Source organism: Tenacibaculum aestuariivivum (assembly GCF_964507685.1).
GTDB lineage: Bacteria > Bacteroidota > Bacteroidia > Flavobacteriales > Flavobacteriaceae > Polaribacter > Polaribacter aestuariivivum.
Map to the genome: position 1 here is coordinate 2,284,713 of NZ_OZ208414.1, position 13,005 is coordinate 2,297,717.

The following is a 13,005-nucleotide window of genomic DNA, read 5'->3' on the forward strand; positions in this document are numbered from 1 at the left end:
AAGGTTGTTGTTTATTCATGATGATATGGTTCATTACGTAAAATGGTAAACCCTCTATAAATTTGTTCAACAATAAATAAGCGAATCATTTGGTGAGAAAATGTCATTTTTGATAATGATATTTTTCCGTTAGCTTTTTTATAAATAGCATCAGAAAAACCATAAGGACCACCAATAACTAAAACTAATTGTTTAAAACCAGCATTCATTTTTTTTTGAAGATATTGAGAAAATTCTAATGAAGTATGTTGTTTTCCTTTATCATCTAATAAAATTAATTGATCAGTAGGTAGTAATTTAGCAATAATTAATTCACCTTCTTTTTCTTTTTGTTGCGATTCACTCAGGTTTTTAACATTTTTAATATCAGGAATAATATCTAACTCAAATTTAATATAATGTTTTAATCTGTTTTGGTAGTTATTAATTAACTCAATTAAATTTTTGTCATCTGTTTTACCAATAGCAAGTAGTTTTATTTTCATAAGTTGTTAATCATTATTCTCTAAAATTAGTTTTTTTAATAAAACAGTAAAAAGAGCTTTGAGTTATTTTATTGATACAAATTTATTCGTTTTAACTTAAAAATTAGCGGTAACCAATAATTTAATTCCATAGCATAAAATCAATCCGTATTTTTACAAGATAATTGATCATTAAAGAGAATAAAGAAGCATGATATCAAAAGAACAATTTAATAAAGAACTAGATTTAATAATAACAAACGCTATACGAGAAGATATTGGTACAGGAGATCATACCTCATTATCTTGTATTCCTGCAGATGCTATTGGTAAAGCAAAATTATTAGTAAAAGATGAAGGAATTATTGCTGGAGTTGAATTTGCTAAAATGGTTTTTAACTATGTTGATGCCGATATGAAAGTAGAAACTCTTATCAATGATGGAGAAGCGGTGAAATATGGAGATATTGTTTTTTATGTAACAGGTAAATCACAATCTATATTAATGGCAGAACGAGTGGTTTTAAACGCAATGCAACGTATGAGTGCAATAGCAACAAAAACTAAATTCTTTGCAAACTTATTAGAAGGTACAAATACAAAGGTTTTAGATACTCGTAAAACTACTCCAGGTATTAGAGCCATTGAAAAATGGGCTGTTAAAATTGGAGGAGGAGAAAATCACAGATTTGCTTTGTATGATATGGTAATGATTAAAGATAATCATATCGATTTTGCTGGTGGAATTACACAAGCAATTACAAAAACTAAAAAGTATTTAGAAGATAAAAAGCTTGATATTAAAATTATAGTAGAAGCACGTAGTTTAGAAGAAATTAAAGAGATTTTATCAAACGAAGGTGTTTACAGAATTTTAATAGATAATTTTAATTATGAAGATACTCGTAAGGCTGTAGCTTTAATAGGGGATACTTGTTTAACAGAATCATCAGGAGGAATTACCGATGAAACAATTCGTAAGTATGCAGAGTGTGGTGTAGATTTTATATCATCAGGAGCTTTAACACATTCGGTTTATAATTTAGATTTAAGTTTAAAAGCTGTAGATTAATTTAATTTTAGTAATATGAAAAAACATATAATTGTAGTAACAACATTAGCATTAGCAATATCTTGTACTACAAATGACACTAAAAAAACTAAAAAAGAAATTAAGATAGAAAATACAATGCTTATGGCAAATAATCCTTTAATGGTTAAGAGTACGTTAGATTATGGTACGCCAGATTTTTCGAAAATTAAAAATGAGCATTTTATGCCCGCTATTTTAGAAGGTATGAAATTGCAAAATGAAGCAATTAAAGCAATAATAAATACTAAAGAAACTCCTACGTTTAAAAACACTATTTTATTATTAGAAGAAAGTAGTAAAACATTAGACAATGTTACAGCTGTTTTTTATGCATTAACAGAAGCGAATACAAATGATACTATCAAAAGTATTCAAAAAGAATTAGCTCCAAAGTTTTCTAAACATAACGATGAAATTTTATTAAACACGCAATTGTTTGCTAAAATTAAAAAAGTATATGAAGGTTTAGAAACTGCTAATTTAGATGCTGAAAGTAATCATTTAGTAAAAGAGTATTATAAGAATTTTGTAAAAGCAGGTGCTAACTTATCAGAAGATAAAAAAGTAGCGTTAAAAGATATAAATTCTGAAATAGCTACATTATCTAATGATTTCAGTAAAAAGCTATTAGATGCAAGTAAAAAAGGTGGTGTTGTAGTTACTGATGCTACAAAATTAAAAGGATTTTCTGAGGATAAAATAAAATCCTTAGAAAAAGACGGTACATATGAAATTCAATTAATAAATACTACGCAACAACCTTCTTTACAATCTTTAGAAAATAGAGAAATCCGTAAAGAGTTATATGAGAAATCTATTCACAGGTCAGATGCAGGAGTGTATGATACAAGTGAATTAGTACAAAAAATGGTTTCTTTAAGAGCTAAAAAAGCGCAGATTTTAGGTTTTGATAATTATGCAAGCTGGAGTTTACAAGGTACTATGGCAGGAACACCGGCTAAGGTTTTTGAAATGTTTGAAGGTTTAATCCCTGGTTCTTTAGAAAAAGTAGCTTCAGAAACAAAAGAGATTCAAGCTGAAATGAATAAAGAGGTTAAAGATGCAACTTTAAAAGCTTATGATTGGAATCATTATGCCGAAAAAGTGCGTAAATCAAAATACAACTTAAACGAAGACGAAATAAAACCATATTTCGAATTAACCAATGTATTAGAAAAAGGAGTATTTTATGCTGCTACAAAACTATACGGAATCACTTTTAAAAAACGTACAGATTTACCAGTTTATCATGAAGATGTAGTTGTCTACGAAGTTTTTGAAGAAGATGGAAGCAAGTTAGGTTTATTTTATGGTGATTTCTTTGCCAGAGATAGTAAGCGTGGAGGTGCTTGGATGAGTGCTTTTGTAAAACAATCTAAGTTACGTAATCAGAAACCTGTAATTTATAATGTATGTAATTCACCAAAACCAGCTGAAGGAGAACCTGCTTTAATTAGTTTTGATGAGGTTGAAACAATGTTTCATGAATTTGGACACGCATTACACGGCTTATTCGGAAATCAAAAATATGCTTCTATTTCAGGAACAAGTACTTCTAGAGATTTTGTAGAATTTCCATCTCAATTTAACGAAAATTGGTCAACACATCCAGCTATTTTAAATAATTATGCAGTGCATTATAAAACAGGAAAAGTAATTCCTGCTGAGTTATTGAAAAAAATTAAAGATGCAGGAACTTTTAATCAAGGATATTCAATGATTGAAAATTTAGCATCGTCTAGTTTAGATATGAAATGGCATACAGTTTCTTCGGATGATAAAATACAAGATGTAGCCAAGTTTGAAGAAGAAGCCTTAAAGCAGATGAAATTAAAAATTGCTGAGGTACCACCAAGATATCGTTCTACTTATTTTGCGCATATTTTTAGTGGAGGTTACGCTGCTGGGTATTATTCGTATTTATGGACAGAAATGTTAAGTCATGATGCGTATGCTTGGTTTAAAGACAATGGATTGTTAACACGTGAAAACGGACAAAAATTTCGTGAGCAAGTTTTATCAAAAGGTAATACAATGGATTATGCAAAAATGTATCAAGATTTTGCAGGAAAAAATCCTGAAGCTACACCAATGTTAAAAGCAAGAGGTTTAAAATAATTTAACTTTTAATTTATATAAAGATGCTGTGTTTATTATTTACTATAAACGCAGCATCTTATTTTTTACTTTTTTATTATGGATGATTTTTTTGACAGTAAAACATTTTCGAAAATTGATTTTTCAAAAACAAAAATTAAAAAAGGGGAGTATGATAGTTGTACTTTTTCGAATTGTAATTTTGAAAATGTTCACGCTTCGAATATTCAGTTTTTAGATTGCGAATTTATCGATTGTAATTTTAGTAATACAATTGTAACAAACACCGCTTTTAAAGAGGTATCTTTTATTAAATGTAAAATGATAGGTGTTAAATTTAATGAATGTGATTCGTTCTTGTTACAGTTTAGTTTTACTGATTGTCAATTAAATTTTTCATCTTTTTATCAATTAAAAATTCCAAAAACATTATTTGTAAACTGTAATTTAGAAGAAGTTGATTTTACGGAAGCAATACTTATAAATTCAATTTTTGATACTTGCGATTTAAAAAAAGCTATATTTCAAAAAACAAACTTAGAAAAAGTAAATTTTAAGACTGCTTTTAATTTTGTAATAAACCCAGAAGATAATAAATTAAAAGGTGCAATTTTTTCAAAAGAAAATATAATAGGATTATTACATACATATAATATTTTTGTTGAGATTTAGTAGCTATTTTATTATGCTTTTTTACTGTAATTTTTTATCTTTAAATTTATAATTTCCTTTACATTTTTTACACTTTTATCTCTTAAAACGATTGTATCTTTGTTGAAAAATGTAGCTGTAATAATGACAAAATCAATAGAGAATAAATTAAATAAAATACCCATCATTAATTTATTAATTGTTTTTTTTAAGAAAATTAAAATCCCTGGATTACAAGGAATGTCTTTGTATGATTTGTTTGAAATGTACGTAATCGGTATTGTAAAAGGTGCATTAACAACAAGAGCTGGAGGAATTGCATTTAGTTTTTTTATGGCTATTTTTCCTTTCATGCTTTTTATATTATCATTAATACCTTATATTCCTATTGATGGATTTCAGGAAAATCTATTCGGGTTAATTCAAGAAATGTTACCGCCTAAAACTTTTGATGCCGTAGATTTTGTGTTAAAAGATATTATTAATAATCAATATGGAGGTTTGTTGTCTTTTGGTTTTTTAGCATCTATTTTTTTGATGACAAATGGCGTAAATGCTATTTTTGGAGGTTTTGAATATTCATATCATGTAAAAGAAATGCGTAGTGTTTTTAAGGCTTATTTTATTTCGCTTGGTGTTTCTTTAATAATGTCTTTTTTTTTAATAATTACCGTGGTATTAATAATTTTGTATCAAGTTGCCTTAGCAAGAATAGATAATACAGGCTGGTTACATACTGATGATTTAGATTTGTTTTATTGGGGAAGAGGCTTGTTATTTTTAATTATGATTTTTACCATTGTTTCTTTATTATTCCGTTTTGGTACTACCCAAGGAAAGGAAATTAAATTCTTTTCGCCAGGAGCAATATTAACCACCATTGTATCACTTTTTACATTTTATATATTTGGTATTTATGTTTTGCAATTTGCAACCTATAATCAGTTATACGGATCAATAGGAACTTTGTTAATTTTAATGCTTTTCGTTTGGCTTAATGCTATTATTTTATTATTAGGCTTTGAATTAAATGCATCAATTTATCGATTAAAACATAGAGGGTAAAACTTCGTAAATTACCTATAAATTCAGATATTTGCGAACGAAGTAGGTTTTTATATTTTACAGATGTGAAATATGAAATTTTGCAACTAAAAATTTATAATTAAAAGAATATGAAACCAAGTATTCCTAAAGGAACAAGAGATTTTTCATCAACAGAAGTAGCAAAAAGAAATTATATATTTAATACTATTAAACAATCATTTGAAAATTTTGGATTTCAACCTATTGAAACTCCTAGTTTTGAAAACTCATCAACCTTAATGGGTAAATATGGTGAAGAAGGAGATCGTTTAATTTTTAAAATTTTAAATTCTGGAGATTATTTAAAAAAGGCTAATGAAGCTTTTTTGACTCAAAAAAATAGTCAAAAAATAACAGCTCAAATTTCAGAAAAAGCTTTACGTTACGATTTAACAGTGCCGTTTGCTCGTTATGTGGTACAGCATCAAAATGACATTACATTTCCTTTTAAAAGATACCAAATTCAACCTGTTTGGAGAGCTGACCGTCCGCAAAAAGGTCGTTTCAGAGAGTTTTATCAATGTGATGCCGATGTTGTAGGAAGTAAATCGCTATTACAAGAAGTTGAATTTATTCAATTATATGATACTGTTTTTAGTAAGTTAGGCTTAAATGGTACGACTATTAAAATAAATAATAGAAAAGTATTGTCAGGAATTGCCGAAGTTATTGGTGCTAAAGATAAATTAATTGATTTTACAGTAGCTTTAGATAAGTTAGATAAAATAGGTAAAGATGGTGTTGTAAAAGAAATGCTTGAAAAAGGAATTTCAGAAGATGCTATTGAAAAAGTAGCACCGTTATTTAATTTTTCAGGAACAAATCAAGATAACTTAACTTCTTTAAGTAATATGTTAGCTACTTCTGAAGAAGGTTTAGCAGGTGTAGAAGAATTACGTACTGTTGTTGATATGATTGAGGCAATTGGTTTAGCATCAGCAAGCTTAGAACTAGATGTAACTTTAGCACGAGGATTAAATTATTACACAGGTGCAATTTATGAAGTTGCAGCGCCTAAAGAAGTAAAAATGGGCTCTATCGGTGGTGGAGGTCGTTATGATGATTTAACTGGAATCTTCGGATTAAAAGATGTTTCAGGAGTTGGAATTTCTTTTGGATTAGATAGAATTTACTTGGTTATGGAAGAATTAAACTTGTTTGAAGCTGTTGAATTACCAAAGCCAAGAGTGTTATTTTTAAATTTTAATGAAGCTGAGAATTTATCAAAAATAAAAGCGATTAAAAATTTAAGAGATAATAATATAAAATCAGAATTATATCCTGATGCTGCAACTAGTAATAAGCAGCAAAAGAAACAATGGAAATATGTTAGCAGTAGAGGTATACAGTTTGTTGTTACCGATGTTGAAAATGATGTTTTTGTTCTTAAAAATATGTTAAGTGGAGAGCAAACTAGTTGTTCTTTAGCCGAATTGAAAAAAATAATACAGTAAATTAACTACAATGTTGTAAATTTGCGCCCTAATAAAAGAAAAGAAATGTCTGAAGTGAACAGCAACAAAATAAATGACGAACGAATCGATGAGATAGGAGAGAATCATGTAGGTACATCGGCAAAAACACCTTTAAGAGATGATGCTTTTGATTTATCTGATGAAGAAAAAATAGCTAAAATTCAAGAAAGTGTTAAAGACATTCTTGAAACTTTAGGAATGGATTTAACGGATGACAGTATGCAAGGAACGCCAAAACGTGTTGCTAAAGCATTTGTCAATGAAATTTTTATGGGGTTGAATCCTGCTAATATGCCTAAAGCATCTACATTTGAAAATAATTATAATTATGGTGAAATGTTGGTTGAAAAAAACATTGTGGTATATTCTACCTGTGAACATCATTTATTGCCAATTATAGGTCGTGCACATGTAGCATATATATCTGATGGGAAAGTAATCGGGTTATCAAAAATGAATCGTATTGTAGAGTATTTTTCTAAAAGACCACAAGTGCAAGAGCGTTTAACAATGCAGGTTGTACAAGCAATGCAAGAGGCTTTAGGAACTCAGGATGTAGCTTGTGTTATTGATGCAAAACATTTATGTGTTAACTCAAGAGGTATTAAAGATATTGAAAGCTCAACTGTAACCGCAGAGTTTGGTGGTAAGTTTAAAAATAAAGATACTAAACGTGAGTTTTTAGAGTATTTAAAAATGAACACTTCTTTTGATTAATTTATAATTAATTATTTTATACAAATCAAAGCTCTTAACTTAAATGTTAAGAGCTTTTTTATTATAAATACTTTTATTCGTTGTTTACACTTTTACATTCGCTTTGTAAGTAGTTTGAGTAAATGCTATAATCAGGCTTATTTTTTTGGTGCATGTATTATTCGTATAGTAGTTTTAAATACACTATTTACCACAAAAAAAGACCTCGATTTTATTCGAAGTCTTTCTTTAAAAATAATTAAACTTTAATACTAAAAATATGACTAGTTACTAACTGGTTTTTTTCTTAGTATTTTAGTTTGTATAAAAAATTTTATTTATTCTAAAATAACTTTTTTGCTAACTTTACCAAAGTTAGATAGTATTTCAACAATGTAAATACCTTTAGCTGTTTTTGGTAACTCAATTACACTAACACCTGTTGATTTAAATTCAGTATTAAGAATTCGTTTACCTATTATAGAATATACGTTTAATGATGCTTTATCAGCTTGTAAACCTGTAATAGTTATAGTGTTGTTACCAGATTCATAAATACTTATATTTTGTGAGTTTTGATCAATATCTGTATTTTCTAAGTTTTTAGAACTAGTGTGAATATAAAACTGACCTATACTATTAGTAGTACTTTCAACTACTGCTTTATAATCTTTATCAGAAATGTTTGTAAAAGTATTTGTAATTCTATCTTCTAAATAAATTTTTATTCCATTAGGAAGATTTTTAGCATTTACAGAAAAAACTATTTCTTCACCAGTTTTATTGGTTAATCCAACAGGAATTACCATTTCCTCAAGGTTTTCATTAGGTAAAGTTTGTATTGCTAATTTTTTACCTTTATTATCGCTAACTAACTGTGTAAATAATTCAAAGTTACTTTTAATTCCTCCAAATATTTTAGAATCAGAACCATTATCAAAGCCTGTAGTTTTATTAGGAGCATAAAAAACTTTTGTTGATTTTTTATTACTTCCATTATCAGCAAATAATTCAAAAGAAGTTTTACTTACTTGTCTTTTAAAAGTATCACTACTTTGGTGAGATTGATTTGAGGTAGCAAAAGATATACTACTAGTACTTGGATTAGCATTGGCCTCAATAAAAAATCCTTGTGTTGGTGCAAGTTCAATAGGGGTTTGCTCGTTGTAAGCAATATAACCATTACCGTCCCATAACCAAATTGTTTCTTCAGAAAGCTCAAGTGAATTTGCTGAAGTCAAAGCTACAGAATTAACATATGAAGTAAATGGGTTTCCTAGTAAGTTATAATCATTTCTAGCTCCATTGTTAATTTGAGTATTTACATTACTATCATTTATTGTTCCTGTAATAGATATATCACTAGTGGTAGATAATTTTAAAGAATATCCTTTAGCAACTTCAAAATTACCTGTAGATGTAGCAGTTTGATAATCCCATGCATTGGTAAGGCTATTGTTGTTAAAAGGTGCAAAACCTATGTTGTTTCCAGTTCCTAAAGCAAAAGGATGTGCACTATTTGTAATAAAATTATTAATAGTTTCATCTTTAAAAGGTGAAGATATTAAATACCAATCAGTATTAGGTATATTTCTTTTATAAGTAACAGTTCCTGTAACAGTACCTTGAGCTATAAATGAAGCTCCAGAGTTAATTGTTAATGTGTTAATAGTTATGTTAGAATTAACTGTAGGATAGTTTGACAACCCAGAAGGAATTATAACACGACTGTTTGAAGAAGGAACAGTGTTATTGCTCCAGTTACTAGCTGTATTCCAATCGTTACTCGTAGTTCCTGTCCAGGTATTATCATCAATATTAGGAGTTGAGGTAATACTTAGGTTATCAATCCAAATTCTTGTTCCATACCCTGATATGTTTTTAAATTTGATTAAAACATTAGGGTTGTTGCTAAAAGTATTTAAATCAATAGTCTCTGTTCTCCAATCAGATGCTTGCGAAGGAATCCAATCATTAGATTCATTATCATCAGGAGTTGCTTCATCATCTATAACTTGAACAGTTTCTAATTCAGTATGAGTTTTATTATAAACCTCAGTCCACGTAGATCCACAATTTTTAGAAACTAAAACTATTAAATTATCAGGAGCATCAACTGTAAGATCATAAGAGTTGGTAAATTTGGTGTAAGCTACATCAAACTCCATTTTCTTGTCACCAGATGCAGAAAAATCTAATGGACTTATAATTAATTCATCTATTTTATCTTCAAGGTTATCAGCATTATTTATTATAATACATGAGTTATCACCATTACCAGCATCAGATCTTTTTTCCCAAAAAATATCATCATTGTCAGGATTTATAATTTCCCAATCAGTAATAGGAAAAGCTCCTTGAAAATTTTGAGTATAAGGTAAAGTATTCATTGATTTCACGGTAACATATGCTGTTTTTGTAATAGTGTTACCTATTCCTATACTATTAGAAGCAGTTAATGTTACTTCATAAACACCAGGAGTGTTATATATTACTACAGGGTTTTGATCAGTAGAAGTAGTAGGTATTCCTCCTTCAAAAGCCCAACTCCAAGAGGTAGGTATTCCTGATGATTTATCAAAAAACTGAACATTATTTCCTAAACAAACATTATCACCTTCTTTTTCAAAATTAGAAGTAGGTGTATTTTGGCTATTTGTAGTAATAGATACATTATCAATCCATATGCGAGTTCCATAACCTGATTCATTAACAAATTTAACTAATACGTTAGGTTCACCTAAGTAATTAGTAAGTAAAACTCTTTCATTTCTCCAGTGTTCTGGTGCTGAAGGAATCCAGTCGTTAGGTTCATTATCATCTGTTGCTGAATCATCTAAAACTTCAAAAGTTTGTAAATCAGTGTGTGTTTTATCATATAATGTTTCCCAGTTTTCTCCGCAGTCTTTAGAAACCATTACTTTTAATTTATCTGGAGCATCTGTATCAAATTCAGGATCAAAGTGATTGTATTTAGTGTATGCTACATCAAAATAAAAGTCAGTATCTCCTGCAGATAAATCTAATGACGGTAGTATAATTTCATCTAACTCACCTATCGTAGAGTTATCAGCATTATTCATCATCATACAAAAAGAATCTCCATTTCCAGCAGCACCTTGTTCAAACTCTAATTTACCATCAAAATTACGTATTTCCCAATCAGCAGGAGGAAAAACTCCAGAAAAATCTTCAGTAAATGATTCAGATTTAGGTGTTTTTAAAACAAAAAATCCTGTTTCTGATTTAGTTGTAAAACCATCAGGGTTTGTGGCAGTTAAGGTTACGTCATACGAACCAGCTTGATTATAAAAAACTACTGGATTTTGATCAGTAGAGGTAGCAGGTGTTCCTCCTGGAAATTCCCAAGCCCATTGCGTTGCAAATCCTGTTGAAGTATCAAAAAACTGTACCTCTTGACTATTACATACAGAGCTTCTTGTTTTAGTATAAAAATCAGCTGTAGGGCCTTCGTTATTTTTTAAAGAAACAGATACATTATCTATCCAAATACGAGTTCCATATCCAGATACGTTTTTAAAGCGAATAGAGATGTTTGTTTGATTGTCATAAGCGCTTAAATTTACAATTTCTTTTCTCCAATCAGATATTTTATTAGGTACCCAATTATTTGGAGATAATGCAGATGTTGTCGTTTCTAATTCTAAGTGGGTTTTTGAATACACCTCACTCCAACTGTTCCCACAATCTGTAGATACTTCTACTTTTAAAATATCAGGGCTGTTTTCGTCAAATTTAACATAGGCAACATCAAAATAAAGTTGTGCTCTTGCTGCTCCAGAAAAATCATAAAAAGGTAAACGAAGGTAATCTTCTTCTCCTATTACATCATTATCTGCATTATTCATTATAATGCATGAAGAGTCTCCGTTACCAACATCATCACGTTTTTCCCACGCTAACTTTCCATCAGGATTTGATATCGTCCATCCTTTAGGAGGAAAAGGACCATCGAATTTTTCAGTAGTATCGGTATTTGTATATTGATCTACATCTATATAATTTACCTTTTCAATTATATCACCCCCTATTTGGTTTGCTACCTGTAAAGTAACTTTGAATTTACCTGGCGTATCGTACCTAACTGTAGGGTCTATTTCGTTAGAGGTGCTAGGTGTTCCTCCCTCAAAGGTCCATTGTCTGTAAGTTGGCACACCGGTAGAAACGTCTTGAAAGTATATGTAGTCATAACTACATATGGCAGTTTCATCACTGATGAAATCAGCAGTAGGGCTTCTAGGTGTTATACCTGTAGCTATTAAGTTGCTAGGTTGCCATAATAAACTTCTAGGGTATTTTGCTTCTGAAGTGTCTTCTAGCCACATATTCATAACATATACTTGTTCTGATGTAAACATAATTTGGCACGAAGTATTGTAATCCATGTAATTTTCAACATTTGGATACACTCCACAAGCATTTAATACATCTCTAGAGCATCCCTCAGAACCTATGGTTTGAGGAGTGTCTGATATACCGTCATTTATTGGATCACAAGTGTTATTATCTTTATTACTTTCATTAAATGTGTGTTTTAATCCGAAATAATGACCAAATTCATGAGACATTATTTTTTCAAAACCAGGCTGACTAGATGAAGGATTATCTAAACATGCTGTAGCTCTACCAAGGTACCTCCAGTTAAATACAACTCTTGGTATTGCATTTTGTGTAGGTAAAAAAGCATGACCAGAGGCAAAATTTCCTTGATCCGCTCCGTTAGGAGAGGCAACAATAAATACCTGCAAATAATACTTGTTGTTTTTACCCCACCACCATGGGTCGTTTGTAATTCTAGTGTCATAACCATCGTCAACAAGATCTCCGTCAGCTAACCAATTCATACCGGGAACTTCTAAAAGTTTACCGTCAGGGTCTTCTGTAGCTAAAATAAATTCAACATTTTCCATTTTGGTTTTTATATTGTCAAATCTAGGGTCAGTGTTATTCCATTCAGGAAACTCACCACGAAAATCTTTATTAACAACATCCATTACATCGTTAATCCTACACTCCATGTTTTCTTTACTGACAGCGCCAGCTTCCCCTTTTCCATTATGTAATACATGAAATACAACAGGTATTTTATAATCTATTGCGGCTCTTTTTTTACTAGATTTTTGTTGCTTTTTAAATTTAGACATTGATTGTCTAAATTTTATTTCTTCTTCTTGTGATAGCTTTGTGCCACAGCTATTTGTTGTTGCTTTTTGACCAAAAGAAGCCATGGTAAATACCAGTAAGCAAAAAGTTGATAGGTAATTTTTGAAATTCATAAAGTTATATGATTAATTAAAATTGATTCAAAAGAGTTTGAAGTTAATATTATGTTATAAAAGATAAATACTGGTAAGTCTAGGGGAGACTTTTTGAATAATACTTTAATTATTAAGTATGCTAAAAATTTAAAAGGGGAGATTTT

8 protein-coding genes are annotated in these 13,005 nt (G+C 29.6%); 6 read left to right on the plus strand and 2 right to left on the minus strand.

Going from position 1 to position 13,005, the window contains the following annotated elements; translation table 11 throughout:
- Nucleotides 1–11 precede the first annotated feature (11 nt).
- On the minus strand, nt 12–485 hold the full coding sequence (gene rlmH, locus ACN5J4_RS10335) for a 23S rRNA (pseudouridine(1915)-N(3))-methyltransferase RlmH (protein WP_418649914.1): 474 nt from the start codon (nt 483–485) through the stop codon (nt 12–14).
- A gap of 190 nt (nt 486–675) precedes the next feature.
- On the opposite strand from rlmH, the gene nadC reads away from it, so the two are divergent.
- The 6 genes from nadC (at nt 676) to folE (ending at nt 7,583) form a co-directional block, all read left to right on the plus strand.
- Entirely contained in the window at nt 676–1,536 is an 861-nt protein-coding gene (gene nadC, locus ACN5J4_RS10340) for a carboxylating nicotinate-nucleotide diphosphorylase (protein WP_418649915.1), read from the plus strand.
- A gap of 15 nt (nt 1,537–1,551) precedes the next feature.
- Nucleotides 1,552–3,675 carry a M3 family metallopeptidase gene (locus tag ACN5J4_RS10345; protein ID WP_418649916.1) on the plus strand — a complete coding sequence of 708 codons (2,124 nt, stop codon included), beginning with the start codon at nt 1,552–1,554 and terminating at the stop codon, nt 3,673–3,675.
- A gap of 60 nt (nt 3,676–3,735) precedes the next feature.
- Nucleotides 3,736–4,326, plus strand: coding sequence for a pentapeptide repeat-containing protein (locus ACN5J4_RS10350; RefSeq protein ID WP_418651166.1), 591 nt, complete (start codon nt 3,736–3,738; stop codon nt 4,324–4,326).
- Between the two features lie 123 nt (nt 4,327–4,449).
- Nucleotides 4,450–5,370, plus strand: a complete 921-nt coding sequence (locus tag ACN5J4_RS10355) for a YihY/virulence factor BrkB family protein (protein WP_418649917.1) — start codon at nt 4,450–4,452, stop codon at nt 5,368–5,370.
- A gap of 110 nt (nt 5,371–5,480) precedes the next feature.
- Entirely contained in the window at nt 5,481–6,845 is a 1,365-nt protein-coding gene (hisS, locus tag ACN5J4_RS10360) for a histidine--tRNA ligase (RefSeq protein WP_418649918.1), read from the plus strand.
- 45 nt (nt 6,846–6,890) lie between these two features.
- Nucleotides 6,891–7,583: a GTP cyclohydrolase I FolE gene (gene folE, locus ACN5J4_RS10365; RefSeq protein WP_418649919.1), complete on the plus strand. Its 693-nt coding sequence runs from the start codon at nt 6,891–6,893 to the stop codon at nt 7,581–7,583.
- Between the two features lie 317 nt (nt 7,584–7,900).
- Here the strand turns inward: folE and ACN5J4_RS10370 are convergent, their stop codons facing one another.
- A complete protein-coding gene (locus ACN5J4_RS10370) occupies nt 7,901–12,859 on the minus strand; it encodes a PKD domain-containing protein (protein ID WP_418649920.1) in 4,959 nt (1,652 codons plus the stop codon).
- Nucleotides 12,860–13,005: the final 146 nt, after the last annotated feature.